Below are 13,451 nucleotides of genomic sequence, written 5' to 3'. Positions count from 1 at the left end.
GTCATGCGTTACATCAGTACCCGCGGCCAGGCGCCCGCGCTGAATTTCGAAGAAGTGCTGCTGGCGGGTCTCGCCAGCGATGGCGGTCTCTACGTCCCGGAGAACCTGCCGCGCTTTTCCCTGGAGGAGATCGCCTCCTGGGCCGGTCTGCCCTATCACGAGCTGGCCTTCCGGGTGATGAAACCCTTCGTCGCCGGCTCCATCGCCGATGCCGAATTCAAGGTCATCCTGGAAGAGACCTACGCCGGTTTCGCCCATGCCTCGATTGCGCCGCTGCGCCAGCTGGATGCCAACGAGTGGGTGCTGGAGCTGTTCCACGGCCCGACCCTGGCCTTCAAGGACTTCGCCCTGCAACTGCTGGGACGGCTGCTCGACCATGTGCTGGCCAAGCGTGGCGAGCGCGTGGTGATCATGGGCGCCACCTCCGGCGACACAGGCTCGGCGGCCATCGAAGGCTGCAAGCGCTGCGAGAACGTCGACATCTTCATCCTCCATCCGCACCAGCGGGTGTCGGAAGTGCAGCGCCGGCAGATGACCACGCTGCTGGGCGACAACATCCACAACATCGCCATCGAAGGCAACTTCGACGACTGCCAGGAGATGGTCAAGGCCAGCTTCGCCGACCAGGGTTTCCTCAAGGGCACCCCGCTGGTGGCGGTCAACTCGATCAACTGGGCGCGGATCATGGCCCAGATCGTCTACTACTTCCACGCGGCCCTGCAGCTGGGCGCCCCGGCGCGCTCCATCGCCTTCTCGGTGCCCACCGGCAACTTCGGCGACATCTTCGCCGGGTACCTGGCGCGCAACATGGGTCTGCCGGTGAGCCAGCTGGTAGTGGCCACCAACCGCAACGACATCCTGCACCGCTTCATGTCCGGCAATCGCTACGACAAGCAGCAGCTGGAAGCCACGCTGTCGCCGTCCATGGATATCATGGTCTCGTCCAACTTCGAGCGCCTGCTGTTCGACCTGCACGGTCGCGATGGCCTGGCCCTGGCCGAGCTGATGGCGAATTTCCGCAGCAGCGGCACCCTGACGGTGGCGGACGATCGCTGGACCGAGGTGCGCAAGCTGTTCGACTCCCTGGCCGTGAGCGACGAAGAGACCTGCGCCACCATCGCCGAGGTTTATGCCACCACCGGCGAGGTGCTGGATCCGCACACCGCCATCGGCGTGCGCGCCGCTCGCGAATGCCGGCGCAGCCTGGCCACGCCCATGGTGGTGCTGGGTACCGCCCACCCGGTGAAATTCCCCGAAGCGGTGGAAAAGGCCGGCATCGGCGCGACCCTTAGCCTGCCGACCCACCTGGCCGACCTGCTGCAACGCGAAGAGCGCTGCACCGTGCTGCCCAACGACCTTGCCGCCGTCCAGGCGTTCGTTGCCCGCCACGGCAAGCGCGGGCAGCCGTTGTAAGACGCTAGGCTAATCGCGGTCATGGACCGCTCCTACAGTCATGCCTGAAGTGTAGGAGCGGTCCATGACCGCGATCGGTCTATACCGCCCCGTCGATCCCAAAGCCTCCTACCGATCCCAAGCCCCTCGACCTTTTCCGGTACAATGCCCGGCTTTCCCTGCCGGTGACCCGCCCATGGCTCTGCAAGCCACGCCCTACAAAGTCGAACTCAACCTCACCGATCTGGATCGCGGGGTCTACGAGAATCTGCGTCTGACCGTGGCGCGGCATCCCTCCGAGACCGAGGAGCGCATGGCGGTACGGTTGCTGGCTTACGTGCTCTGGTACAACGAGCAGCTGGCCTTCGGCCGCGGCCTGTCCGACGTCGACGAGCCGGCGCTGTGGGAAAAGAGTCTCGATGGCCGGGTGCTGCACTGGATCGAAGTCGGCCAACCCGATGCCGACCGCCTGACCTGGTGCAGCCGTCGCACCGAGCGGACCAGCCTGCTGGCCTACGGCAACTTGCGTGTCTGGCAGACCAAGGTGGTGGACGCGGTCAGGACGCTGAAGAATCTGCACATCGCCGCGGTTCCCGCCGAGCCCCTGGCTGAGCTGGCCCGCGATCTGCCACGCAGCATTTCCTGGCAGGTGACGATCAGCGAAGGCACCCTGTTCGTCACCGACGACCGCGGTCAGCACGAATTGCAGCTGGAATGGCTGCTGGGCGAACGTTGATGCGCCTGGAGCCCCGTCCGCTGCCGGCGGTATTGCCCGATCTGGGCGACTTGCCGCCGCTGCTCACCCGGCTCTATGCCGCGCGCGGCGTGACCCTGCCGGAAGAGCTGGACAAGGGGCTGGCGCGGCTGGTGCCCTATCACCAGCTCAAGGGCATCGAGGCGGCGGTGGAGCTGCTGGCAGGCGCCCTGGAAGAGCGCCGGCGCATCCTCATCGTCGGCGACTTCGATGCCGATGGCGCCACCGCCAGCGCCGTGGGCGTGCTGGCCCTGCGTCGCCTGGGCGCCGCCTGGGTCGACTACCTGGTGCCCAATCGCTTCGAATACGGCTACGGCCTGACACCCGAGATCGTCGCCGTGGCCCTGCAGCGCGAACCCGAGGTGCTGCTCACCGTCGACAACGGCATCTCCAGTCTGGACGGCGTGGCTGCGGCCAAGGCGGCCGGGTTGCAGGTGGTCATCACCGACCACCACCTGCCAGGCGCCGAATTGCCTGCCGCCGATGCCATCGTCAATCCGAATCAGCCGGCCTGCGCCTTTCCCAGCAAATGCATCGCCGGGGTCGGGGTGATCTTCTATGTGATGCTGGCCCTGCGCAGTCGCCTGCGCGAGAACGGCTGGTTCGCCCGTCAGGGCCTGGCCGAGCCCAATCTGGCCGAGTTGCTGGATCTGGTCGCCCTCGGCAGCGTCGCCGACGTCGTGCCGCTGGACGCCAACAATCGCATTCTGGTGCACCAGGGGCTGATGCGGATCCGCGCCGGGCGGGCACGACCGGGGCTCAAGGCGCTGCTGGAAGTGGCCGGGCGCCAGCCGGGCAAGGTGGCCTCCAGCGACCTCGGCTTCATTGTCGGCCCGCGCCTCAATGCCGCCGGCCGCCTGGACGACATGTCCATCGGCATCGAGTTGCTGCTCTGCGAAGATCCGCAGCGGGCGCAGGAATATGCCCAGCAGCTGGACGACTTCAACAAGGATCGCAAGAGCATCGAGCAGGGCATGCAGCGCGAGGCGCTCAAGCAACTCAAGGAGTTACCGGAAGACAATCTGCCCTTTGGTCTCTGCCTGTTCGATCCGGAGTGGCACCAGGGCGTGATCGGCATCCTCGCCTCGCGCCTCAAGGAAAAGTATCACCGCCCGGCGCTGGCCTTCGCCGACGACGGCAGTGGCAGCGGCATGCTCAAGGGCTCGGCGCGCTCGGTGCCCGGGCTGCACATCCGCGATGCCCTGGATGCCGTGGCGACCCGTCATCCGGGGCTGATCACCAAGTTCGGCGGTCACGCCATGGCCGCTGGCCTCAGCCTGCCTCAGGCGCACTACGAGACCTTTGCCGCCGCCTTCGATGCCGAGGTGCGGCGTCACCTGCAGGCCGAGGATCTCAGCGGTCGCCTGCAGACCGATGGCTGCCTGGCCCCGACCGAATTCCAGCTCGGCCTGGCCCAGGCCCTGCGCCAGGCCGGTCCCTGGGGACAGCAGTTTCCCGAGCCGCTGTTCCACGGCACCTTCGAGATCCTCTCCCAGCGTCTGCTCAAGGAGCGGCACCTCAAGCTGACCCTGCGCAGCGAGCAGGGCGGCCCCGAGCTGGACGGCATCGCCTTCAACATCGATCGCGACACCTGGCCGGATCCCAACATTCGCTGGACCGAGCTGGCCTATCGGCTGGACGTGAACGAATTCCGCGGCAACGAGAGCGTGCAACTGCTGGTGGTGCACCTGGCACCGCGTTAGGGCTCGCCTGATAAAGTCGCCGAGCGAAGGTCAGGCAAGGCAACAATCAGCGAGGAAGCGGAGTTTACGAAAGGTAAATGAGCATTCCGAGGTGATTTTTAACGCAGCATCACCGAGCGCAGGCACTTTTCAGACGAGTCCTGTCGGATCGGCGATCTATTCTGGTTGGTAACACTCCAATGCGGTGAATCCCGACTAGACGAGGTCCGCCATGAGTCTCCTGTTCCAGCCCCTGACCCTGCGTCAGCTGACCCTGCCCAATCGCGTGGTGGTCTCCCCGATGTGCCAGTACTCCAGCGAAGACGGCTTCGCCAACGACTGGCACCTGGTCCATCTCGGCAGTCGCGCCACCGGTGGCGCCGGTCTGGTGATCTTCGAGGCCACCGCGGTCTCCGCTGATGGGCGCATCACGCCCCAGGATCTGGGGCTGTGGAAGGACGAGCAGATCGAGCCGCTGCGGCGGGTCACCCAGTTCATCGAAGGCCAGGGCAGCGTCGCCGGCATCCAGTTGGCCCATGCCGGCCGCAAGGCCAGTACCTGGCAACCTTGGCTCGGCAAGCACGGCAGCGTGCCCATCGCTGAAGGCGGCTGGGTGCCGGTGGCGCCCTCGGCCATCGCCTTCGATCCCCAGCACACCCGGCCCACGGCGGTGGATCGCGATGACATCGCCAGCATCCGCCGGGCCTTCGTGGACACCGCCGAGCGGGCCCTGGCGGCCGGCTTCAAGGTGGCCGAGATCCATGCCGCCCATGGCTATCTGCTGCACCAGTTCCTCTCGCCGCTCTCCAACCGCCGCGAAGACGACTACGGCGGCAATTTCGAGAATCGCATTCGCCTGCTGCTGGAGGTGACCGCCGACGTGCGCGCGGTCTGGCCGGAGGAGTTACCGCTATTCGTGCGGGTCTCGGCCACCGACTGGGTGGAGGACGGCTGGGACGTCGACGAGACGATCGAGCTGGCACGCCGGTTGAAGACCCTGGGCGTCGACCTGATCGACGTCTCCTCCGGCGGTACCGCGGCCCAGGCCGACATTCCCACCGGGCCCGGCTACCAGACCCAGTTCGCCGAGCGGGTGCGCAAGGAAGCCGGGATTCCCAGTGGCGCGGTGGGCATGATCACCGATGCCGCCCAGGCCGAGCACGTGCTGCGTACCGGTCAGGCCGACCTGGTGCTGCTGGCCCGCGAACTGCTACGCGATCCCTATTGGCCGCTGAACGCCGCCGAGGCCCTGCGCGAAAAGGTCTCCTGGCCGCCGCAGTACGTGCGCGCCGCCCACCGGGATACGCCGCTGCGCAAGCCGTTCGGGGTGGAGTGATACGAACGCGCCGGGACTTTCCATTGGAGAGCCCGGTGCCGCCTGCGCTCACTGACGGTAGATCCATTCCAGACCCGGATATTCGGCGAAGGCTCGTGGCAGCAGGTAGTCGCCATGAAAGAGCGGCAGGTCGAGGCGAGTCCAGACGGGCGTGAAGGCAGGTGCATGACGTCCGATCACGTCCGCCAGCAGGCTGGTGCAATAGCGGTGGGGCACGTCGCGAGCGTCCAACAGGAAGGGCTTTCCTAATTGGGTGCGCAGGTCTTGAGCGATCTGCGTCCTCAGCGCTTCATCCAGAAAGCCCGGACGGGCGATGGCGAAATGCTGTGCCCTGGGCGGGTGGAGAAAGTCTGCCAGGGTGCTGAGCAGTACCTGATCGGGATGCTGTGGATCATCGTCCGTCGTAGCATGGACAATCAGCACCCTGGGTTCCGTCGCTACCACCATGCCGACATGCGAATAGGTACCGCCGCTGGCCTCGCGGATCAGCGCGCTATCCATGGAGGTGCCCAGCCGAAACAGCCAGTCTCCTACCGCCAGCGCTGGCAGGCTGGCGGGATCAAGCGCCGGGTAGATGATAGGTGCGGGCCGTTGCACGACGAGCGTAAGCAGCAGGACCCCCCACGCCAGCAGACGCACGGCGAAACACCCGGCCGTTATTCGTCGATCAGAGTCGTACCTTCCAGCCGCTCTCACCCTTCGCCAGTCGCAGTTGCTCCTGGCGTTTCGGTGCATCAGCGTTCTTGAAAATGACCGTGGCCGAGGTAGTGGCTGCGGTCTTGTCCGAGTTGTATTCCGCCTTGGCGACCTCGATGGACGCCAACCCGCCGAGACTCGCAGTCTTGCGCGCGTTTTCCGCGAGTCGGCCCTTCAACTTGCCACGAACCATGTCTTCCATGCCGGGCTGAGCGTTCTTGGGAATCTCGATGAGCTTGAAGGCCTGGTCTGGCTCGTTCTTGTAGACGGCTTCGAGAAAGCTGCGACTGACGTCTTCGGGGGTGTCGCTACCCGAACAGCCAGCGAGCATCAGGATGGCGGCGAGCAGGAGGAACAGGTGCTTGAGCGACGGCATGCGACGATCCTTGTCTGGAGTGAGTCCTCAGTCTAGGAGGGATCCGGCCAGTTGTCAGTCTGCTGTCGCTGCGGGTGTGAGCCATTCGGTCCGCTGCGCCGACGCCTGGTGGAAGGGCACCGGCAGGCCTTGCCCAGCCTAGGGCTTGGCCGGGCGCAGCATCGCCTCCAGGGCGTCGCTGTCGTAGTAGTCGCCTAGGTACCAGATGCGGCCGTCGCGGATCTTCATGATGCTGGCGCCGCGGATCTTGACCGGTTGCTTGCCGGTGGTGGTGACGCGGTTGCCGGTCAGTTCCCATTCGAAGGCGATGCTGCGCGGGCCGATGACCGGCTTGTGCACCATCTTCACCTGCAGATCGGGCACGGCCTTGAGGGTGACCTTGACGATCCGGTCGCGGGCCTGGGTGCGGCTGGTCTCGGTGGTGGCGGCGCCACTGTCGAAATACTGCACCTTGGGATCGAGCAGAGCGCTGGCGGCCTCGGCATCGTGATCGTTCCAGGCATCGAGGTAGCGATTGGCGATGAGGCGTGCGTCCTCGGCGGCGGCCTGAACCTGGCCGGCGGTGAGGGCGAGCGAAAGCGCGAACAGCACAGCCAGACGCGAGCGCATGGGGTGTCTCCGGCAACTGCAAAGGAAGGCGCAAGAGTAGCGCCGTGGGCGGCCCGCGGTCAGCAATATTTTGTATCGACCGGCTGGTCGCCATGGCGACCCCGGCAACATCCGGTAAGCAGGTGGCGGGAGCGAGACGGCGTGGCCAGTGGTCCTAAAGGGCTGAATCCTGACTCTGTGGAGGTCATCCATGAACACCCGCGGTTTGCTTGATCAATTGCTCAAGGCGGGTCAGCAGGCGCTGGCCAAGAAGACCGGCCACTCGGTTCCCCGAGCCGGTACGGCGTCCACCGGCAAGGACTCCCTGGGCGGTCTGCTTTCCGGACTGGGCAACAGCGGCCTGGCGGCCGGTGCCCTGACCGCGCTGCTGGGCAGCAAGCGCGGTCGCGCCATGGGTGGCAAGGCGGTCGGCTATGGCGGTCTGGCGGCGCTCGGCATGGTGGCCTACAAGGCCTATCAGTCCTGGCAGGCCAATCAGGCCCAGGGGACGGCGGCCGTCGAGCCGCGTACCGTGGATCGGGTACCGGAGCACGAAGCGGAGGCCCATGGCCGGGCGGTGCTGATCGCCCTGATCGCGGCCGCCAAGGCCGATGGTCATGTCGATGACCAGGAGCGCCAGGCCATCGAGGCCGAGATGGCCAAGCTGGACAACGATCCCGAGTTGCGCAGCTGGCTGCAGCGCGAACTGGAGCAGCCGCTGGATCCGGCCAAGGTCGCCGCCGCGGCGGAAACGCCCGAGATGGCCGCCGAGATGTACCTGGCCAGCCTGATGCTGATCGACGATCAGCAATACATGGAAAAGGCCTACCTGGACGAGCTGGCGCGTCAGCTGCGCCTGGAGCCCGGCTTGCGCGCTGAGCTGGAACGCGAGGCCGCGGCGGTCTGACGGCTAGGCGAGCGGGCGTTCCTCGCCCAGCAGGACGCTCCGCTCCGCCGCACAGAGCTGTAGCAGGAAATCCCAGACCACGCGCAGACGCGCGGAGCGGTGCAACTCCCGGTGGGTCGAGATCCAGTACTCGCGGGTGAAGGACCGCTCCGGGAGCACGCCCTCCGAGGGGGTGTTCTGGCCCACCAGGTAGCAGGGCAGTACCGCGATGCCGATGCCGGCGCAGGCCGCTTCGCGCTGGGCGATGACGCTGGTGCTGCGAAAGACGATGCGTGGCTCGGGGCAGAGGCCCTGGATGAATTGCAGTTCGCGGGTGTACAGCAGGTCATCGACGTAGCCGATGAAGGTCTGCTCACCGAGATCGGCCTGGGCGTCCAGCGCGGGTGCCCGATCCAGGTAGGCGCGACTGGCATAGAACCTCAGGCGATAGGGCGTCAGCCGCCGGCCGATCAGGCCTTCGGCGGTGGGTCTTTCCAGGGTGATGGCGATGTCCGCCTCGCGGTTGGTGACGCTGACGAAGCGCGGCACCGACACCAGCTCCACTTCCAGCCCGGGATAGTCGCGCAGCAGCGCCCCCAGGCGCTGGGCAAGAAAGCCGGTGCCCAGGCCCTCGGTCACTCCGACCCGCACCTGGCCCAGCGGATTGAGGCGCTGGGTTACCGCCTCCTGGGCCAGCAATGCGGCTTCTTCCATCGCCTGGGCATGCGCGAGCAGCGCCTGACCGGCCGGGGTGAGCTGATAGCCGCTGGCCTGTTGCACCAGCAGCTGGCTGCCCAGGGCGCGCTCCAGAGCCTCCAGGTGGCGGGCGACGGTCGCATGACTGACGCCCAGACTGCGAGCGGCGGTGAGCAGGCGCCCATGGCGCTGGACCTCCAGAAAAACCCGCAGATCGTTCCAGTCGAACATCCCTTTTCCTCGTCTAGGCCTGTCTGCCGGGCCGCTTGCTGGTCACTGTTCAGAAATGCACAGCCGTTGCCCGTTTTCTGCGACTGTTGTTCGCGGATGACGACACTAGGATAGGGACCACAACAACAAAAAAGCGAGGGAACGTCATGCCCGGTCCTGCTGCGGAATATGACTTCATCATCGTCGGCGCCGGTCCGGCCGGCTGCCTGCTGGCCAATCGGCTGTCCGCAATCCGGCCCATCGCGTGCTGCTGCTGGAAGCCGGCGGCCGTGACAACCATCCCTGGATCCACATCCCCGTCGGCTATCTGTTCTGCATCGGCAATCCGCGCACCGACTGGTGCTTCAAGACCGAGGTGGAAGCGGGCCTGGGTGGCCGCGCGCTCAACTATCCCCGCGGGCGGGTGCTGGGCGGCTGCTCCTCCATCAACGGCATGATCTACATGCGCGGCCAGGCCCGCGACTATGACGGCTGGGCCGCCGCCGGCAATCCCGGCTGGGGCTGGCAGGACGTGCTGCCGCTGTTCAAGCGCATGGAAGATCATTGCGATGGCGCCTCGGCCTTTCATGGTGCCGGGGGCGAATGGCGGGTCGAGCGGCAGCGCCTGCACTGGACGCTGCTCGACGCCTTTCGCAGCGCCGCGGGCGAAACCGGTATCGCGCCGGTGGAAGACTTCAACACCGGCGACAACGAAGGCTGCGGCTACTTCCAGGTCAATCAGCGCAATGGCGTGCGCTGGAATGCCGCCAAGGCCTTTCTCAAGCCCATCCGCCAGCGCGCCAATCTGCAGGTGCTGACCGGTGTGCAGGTGGAGCGGGTGCTGCTGGAGGAGGGCAGGGCACGGGCGGTGCTGGCGCGGCTGCCGGGCCAGGCCGAGCCCCAGCGCCTGGTGGCGCGACGGGAAATCGTGCTCTGCGCCGGGGCCATCGGCTCGCCGACCCTGTTGCAGCGCTCCGGCATCGGTCCGCGCGGTCTGCTCGAAGGCCTGGGTATCGGCGTGCGGCACCGGCTGGAAGGGGTGGGCGGCAATCTGCAGGATCACCTGCAACTGCGGCTGATCTATCGGGTGCACGGCGTGCCCACCCTCAACGCCCTGGCCGGCAGTCTCTGGGGCAAGCTGGGCATGGGCCTGGAATACCTCTGGAAGCGCAGTGGCCCCCTGGCCATGGCGCCGAGTCAGCTGGGCGCCTTCGCCCGCTCCGATCCGGCGCAACCCTCGGCCAATCTGCAATACCACGTGCAGCCGCTGTCGCTGGAGCGCTTCGGTGAGCCGCTGCACGGCTTTCCCGCCTTTACCGCCTCGGTGTGCAACCTGCGCCCGGCCAGTCGTGGCCAGGTGAGCATCCGCAGCGCGGACCCGCTGAGCGCGCCGCTGATCCAGCCGCGCTATCTCAGCGCGCCGGAGGATCTCAGGGTGGCCGCCGATGCCATCCGCCTGACCCGGCGCCTCGTCGCCGCCCCGGCCCTGGCCGCCTATCGGCCCGAGGAATATCTGCCGGGACCGGCCTACCAGAGCGAAGCGGAGTTGCAGCAGGCCGCAGGGGCCATAGGCACCACCATCTTCCATCCGTCCGGCACCTGCCGCATGGGCCAGGACGCCGACGCGGTGGTCGATGCGTGCCTGCGGGTACATGGCATCCCGGGGCTGCGGGTGGCCGACGCCTCCATCATGCCGACCCTGGTCTCGGGCAACAGCTGCTCGCCGACCCTGATGATCGCCGAGCAGGCGGCCACCTTCATGCTGGCCGAGGCCCGCGAACAGGGCCGCCACGAGTTGCCCGCCGCGATCGCCAGGGCCAGCGCGGTCTCCGCTGCCTAGACGCGTCCATCCGGTTTCACCGACGGCGGGGCCTCCCGGCGTTTCCACCGTAGTAGCTGTCGCCCATAACAACAATCAGCCCGGCGATCCCGGGTCAGGAGAACGTGCGATGTCCGACTATGCCCAACCCCGGGTACAACCCAGCGCGGCCAGCAGTCGCCGCGAAGAGCGCAAGGTGATCTTCGCCTCGTCCCTGGGGACCGTCTTCGAGTGGTATGACTTCTTTCTCTATGGCGCCCTGGCGGCGGTGATCAGCAAGCAGTTCTTTGCCGGCGTCAACGACACCACCGCCTTCATCTTCGCCCTGCTGGCCTTTGCCGCCGGCTTCGTGGTGCGACCCTTCGGCGCCCTGCTGTTCGGACGCCTGGGCGACCTGGTCGGCCGCAAGTACACCTTTCTCGCCACCATCATCCTCATGGGCATCGCCACCTTCGGCGTCGGCCTGCTGCCCACCTACGCCAGCATCGGCGTGGCCGCGCCCATCATCCTGGTGGTGCTGCGCCTGCTGCAGGGCCTGGCCCTGGGCGGGGAATACGGCGGTGCCGCCACCTACATCGCCGAGCACGCGCCGCCCGGCAAGCGCGGCGCCCACACCAGCTGGCTGCAATCCACCGCGACCCTGGGGCTGTTGCTGTCGCTGGTGGTGATCCTGGTCTGCCGCTACCTGACCGGCGACCAGTTCGAGGTCTGGGGCTGGCGCCTGCCGTTCCTGCTGTCGATCTTCCTGCTGGCCATCTCCACCTGGATCCGCATGTCCATGCACGAATCGCCGGCCTTCCTGCGCATGAAGGCCGAAGGCAAACAGAGCAAGGCACCGATCCGCGATTCCTTCACCAACTGGAGCAATCTCAAGGTGGTGCTGATCGCGCTGTTCAGCATCAACGGCGGCCAGGCGGTAACCTTTTACCTGTCGCAGTTCTATGTGATGTTCTTTCTCACCCAGACCCTCAAGCTCGACCCGGTGCTGGCCAACAACCTGCTGATCATCAGTGTGATCCTGGGCGCCCCCTTCTTCGTCATCGCCGGCTGGCTGTCGGACAAGGTCGGGCGCAAGCCGATCCTGATGCTGGGGCTGCTGCTGGCCACGGTGCTCTACTTCCCGCTGTTCAAGGCCCTGACCCACTACGCCAATCCGCAGATCTACCAGGCCAGTCAGCAGGCGCCCATCGTGGTGACCGCCGACCCGGCCACCTGCACCTTCCAGTTCGACCCGGTGGGCAAGGCGCGCTTCGACAGTCCCTGCGATAGGGTCAAGACGCTGCTGGCCAAGAGCGGGCTGCCCTACCGCAGCGTGGCGGCGGCGCCGGGGGACGCGGTGCAGGTCAACGTCGGTGACAAGATCATCGTCGGCTTCGACGAGTCGGCCCTGCGCGCGGCGGTTCAGGCCGCCGGCTATCCGGCCAAGGCCGATGCGGCCCAGGTCAACAAGCCGATGGTGGTGGCGGTGATCTTCGCCCTGATCCTGATCGCCACCCTCTGCTACGGACCCCTGGCGGCGCTGATGGTGGAGCTGTTCCCCACGCGCATCCGCTACACCTCCATGTCGCTGCCGTACCACATCGGCAACGGCTGGTTCGGCGGCTTCCTGCCGACGGTGTCCTTTGCCCTGGTGGTCTATACCGGCGACATCTTCTACGGCCTCTGGTACCCGGTGCTGGTGACCGGCGTCAGCCTGGTGGTGGGGCTGCTGTGCCTGCCGGAAACCCGCCACCGCGATCTCGACGCCGATTGAGGCCAGTGCGGGCGGCGCACCCCGCCGACCGCTGAGTTTCGCCGCCGATTGGGTTATACTCGCGAGCTTTTCCACAGCTTTTCTCGCGAGTGTTTCCCCCATGGAAATCAACCCGATCGTCACCAGCATCAAGGACCTCTCCAGCCGCACCGAGACCATTCGGGGGTATCTTTGACTACGATCTGAAGAAGGATCGTCTGGTCGAAGTCGAGCGCGAGCTCGAAGACCCCGCTGTCTGGAACAAGCCCGAGTACGCCCAGAATCTTGGCCGCGAGCGCGCCCTGCTGGCCCAGGTGGTCGGCACCCTGGAAGAGCTGAACGGCGGTCTGGCCGATGCCACCGACCTTCTGGAAATGGCCGCCGAAGAGGAAGACCAGAGCGCGGTCGATGACGTGGCGGCCGAGGTGGGGCGCCTGCGCGGCATCCTCGAGAAGCTGGAATTCCGCCGCATGTTCAGCGGCGAGATGGACCCCAACAACTGCTACCTGGACATCCAGGCCGGCTCCGGCGGCACCGAGGCCCAGGACTGGGCCAACATGCTGCTGCGCATGTACCTGCGCTGGGCCGACCAGCACGGCTTCAGCGCCGAGATCGTCGAATTGTCCGAAGGCGAGGTCGCCGGCATCAAGGGCGCCACCGTGCACATCAAGGGCGAATACGCCTTCGGCTGGCTGCGCACCGAGATCGGCGTGCACCGCCTGGTGCGCAAGAGTCCCTTCGACTCGGGCAACCGTCGCCACACCTCCTTTACCGCGGTGTTCGTCTCGCCTGAAATCGATGACAACATCGACATCGAGATCAACCCCTCGGATCTGCGCGTCGACACCTACCGCTCCTCGGGCGCCGGCGGTCAGCACGTGAACACCACCGACTCCGCGGTGCGGATCACCCACGTGCCCACCAACACCGTTGTGGCCTGCCAGAACGAACGCTCCCAGCATGCCAACCGGGACACCGCCATGAAGATGCTGCGGGCCAAGTTGTACGAGCTGGAGATGCAGAAGCGCAACGCCGCGTCCCAGGCCCTGGAGGACTCCAAGTCCGATATCGGCTGGGGCCACCAGATCCGTTCCTATGTGCTCGACGCCTCGCGGATCAAGGATCTGCGCACCGGCGTGGAACGCAGCGACTGCGACAAGGTGCTTGACGGCGATCTGGACGAATACCTCGAAGCCAGCCTCAAGCAGGGCGTTTAATCCATCATTTCCTGTAGGAGCGGCTCATAGCCGCGATAGAGCTCTATCGCGGCTATGAGCCGCTCCT

General features: G+C 66.4%; 11 protein-coding genes and 1 pseudogene. 8 read left to right on the top strand and 4 right to left on the bottom strand.

Annotation, left to right across the window (positions count from 1 at the left end):
• Positions 1-3: 3 nt before the first annotated feature.
• From thrC to GSQ95_RS08055, 4 genes are all read left to right on the top strand, one after another.
• A complete protein-coding gene (gene thrC / locus GSQ95_RS08070; protein ID WP_158891324.1) occupies positions 4-1,413 on the top strand; it encodes a threonine synthase in 1,410 nt (469 codons plus the stop codon).
• Positions 1,414-1,588: 175 nt separating this feature from the next.
• The gene (locus GSQ95_RS08065; protein ID WP_158891322.1) at positions 1,589-2,128 is read left to right on the top strand and encodes a YaeQ family protein; all 540 of its coding nucleotides are present in this window, start codon (positions 1,589-1,591) and stop codon (positions 2,126-2,128) included.
• Complete coding sequence (gene recJ / locus GSQ95_RS08060; protein WP_158891320.1) at positions 2,128-3,849, top strand: single-stranded-DNA-specific exonuclease RecJ; 1,722 nt, start codon at positions 2,128-2,130, stop codon at positions 3,847-3,849. The genes GSQ95_RS08065 and recJ overlap by 1 nt, the downstream gene beginning before the upstream one ends.
• A 211-nt stretch (positions 3,850-4,060) precedes the next feature.
• Positions 4,061-5,164, top strand: coding sequence for an NADH:flavin oxidoreductase/NADH oxidase (locus tag GSQ95_RS08055; RefSeq protein ID WP_158891318.1), 1,104 nt, complete (start codon positions 4,061-4,063; stop codon positions 5,162-5,164).
• A 48-nt stretch (positions 5,165-5,212) separates the two neighbouring features.
• Here GSQ95_RS08055 and GSQ95_RS08050 read toward each other — a convergent pair whose 3' ends face one another.
• From GSQ95_RS08050 to GSQ95_RS08040, 3 genes are all read right to left on the bottom strand, one after another.
• Positions 5,213-5,803 (bottom strand): YiiX/YebB-like N1pC/P60 family cysteine hydrolase, encoded by a 591-nt coding sequence (locus GSQ95_RS08050; RefSeq protein ID WP_256664499.1) that lies wholly within the window; start codon positions 5,801-5,803, stop codon positions 5,213-5,215.
• A gap of 28 nt (positions 5,804-5,831) precedes the next feature.
• Positions 5,832-6,236 (bottom strand): DUF4878 domain-containing protein, encoded by a 405-nt coding sequence (locus GSQ95_RS08045; RefSeq protein WP_158891314.1) that lies wholly within the window; start codon positions 6,234-6,236, stop codon positions 5,832-5,834.
• A gap of 138 nt (positions 6,237-6,374) precedes the next feature.
• Positions 6,375-6,845, bottom strand: a complete 471-nt coding sequence (locus tag GSQ95_RS08040) for a nuclear transport factor 2 family protein (RefSeq protein ID WP_158891312.1) — start codon at positions 6,843-6,845, stop codon at positions 6,375-6,377.
• Positions 6,846-7,035: 190 nt separating this feature from the next.
• On the opposite strand from GSQ95_RS08040, the gene GSQ95_RS08035 reads away from it, so the two are divergent.
• Positions 7,036-7,731: a tellurite resistance TerB family protein gene (locus tag GSQ95_RS08035; RefSeq protein WP_158891310.1), complete on the top strand. Its 696-nt coding sequence runs from the start codon at positions 7,036-7,038 to the stop codon at positions 7,729-7,731.
• Positions 7,732-7,734: 3 nt separating this feature from the next.
• On the opposite strand, the gene GSQ95_RS08030 is transcribed toward GSQ95_RS08035, so the two are convergent.
• Complete coding sequence (locus tag GSQ95_RS08030) at positions 7,735-8,637, bottom strand: LysR family transcriptional regulator (protein ID WP_158891308.1); 903 nt, start codon at positions 8,635-8,637, stop codon at positions 7,735-7,737.
• Between the two features lie 146 nt (positions 8,638-8,783).
• On the opposite strand from GSQ95_RS08030, the pseudogene GSQ95_RS08025 reads away from it, so the two are divergent.
• The 3 genes and pseudogenes from GSQ95_RS08025 (at position 8,784) to prfB (ending at position 13,384) form a co-directional block, all read left to right on the top strand.
• Positions 8,784-10,456, top strand: a pseudogene (locus GSQ95_RS08025) (GMC family oxidoreductase).
• Positions 10,457-10,565: 109 nt separating this feature from the next.
• Positions 10,566-12,188 (top strand): MFS transporter, encoded by a 1,623-nt coding sequence (locus GSQ95_RS08020; protein WP_158891306.1) that lies wholly within the window; start codon positions 10,566-10,568, stop codon positions 12,186-12,188.
• Positions 12,189-12,288: 100 nt separating this feature from the next.
• Positions 12,289-13,384, top strand: a protein-coding gene (prfB, locus tag GSQ95_RS08015) for a peptide chain release factor 2 (RefSeq protein ID WP_158891304.1) whose coding sequence is annotated in 2 segments (ribosomal slippage) — positions 12,289-12,360 and positions 12,362-13,384 — 1,095 coding nt in all. Because the reading frame shifts where the segments join, the coding sequence is not laid out codon by codon here.
• Positions 13,385-13,451 lie beyond the last annotated feature (67 nt).

Source organism: Pseudomonas sp. BAV 4579, from assembly GCF_009765395.1.
Lineage (GTDB): Bacteria > Pseudomonadota > Gammaproteobacteria > Pseudomonadales > Pseudomonadaceae > Chryseomonas > Chryseomonas aestiva.
This window is presented reverse-complemented; position numbering and strand designations above follow the sequence as displayed.

Excerpts from the sequence above, each read along its gene's own strand:
- thrC (WP_158891324.1), top strand. The coding sequence starts at position 4 with ATGCGTTACATCAGTACCCGCGGCCAGGCGCCCGCGCTGAATTTCGAA.
- GSQ95_RS08065 (WP_158891322.1), top strand. The coding sequence starts at position 1,589 with ATGGCTCTGCAAGCCACGCCCTACAAAGTCGAACTCAACCTCACCGAT.
- recJ (WP_158891320.1), top strand. The coding sequence starts at position 2,128 with ATGCGCCTGGAGCCCCGTCCGCTGCCGGCGGTATTGCCCGATCTGGGC.
- GSQ95_RS08055 (WP_158891318.1), top strand. The coding sequence starts at position 4,061 with ATGAGTCTCCTGTTCCAGCCCCTGACCCTGCGTCAGCTGACCCTGCCC.
- GSQ95_RS08045 (WP_158891314.1), bottom strand. The coding sequence starts at position 6,236 with ATGCCGTCGCTCAAGCACCTGTTCCTCCTGCTCGCCGCCATCCTGATG.
- GSQ95_RS08040 (WP_158891312.1), bottom strand. The coding sequence starts at position 6,845 with ATGCGCTCGCGTCTGGCTGTGCTGTTCGCGCTTTCGCTCGCCCTCACC.
- GSQ95_RS08035 (WP_158891310.1), top strand. The coding sequence starts at position 7,036 with ATGAACACCCGCGGTTTGCTTGATCAATTGCTCAAGGCGGGTCAGCAG.
- GSQ95_RS08030 (WP_158891308.1), bottom strand. The coding sequence starts at position 8,637 with ATGTTCGACTGGAACGATCTGCGGGTTTTTCTGGAGGTCCAGCGCCAT.
- GSQ95_RS08020 (WP_158891306.1), top strand. The coding sequence starts at position 10,566 with ATGTCCGACTATGCCCAACCCCGGGTACAACCCAGCGCGGCCAGCAGT.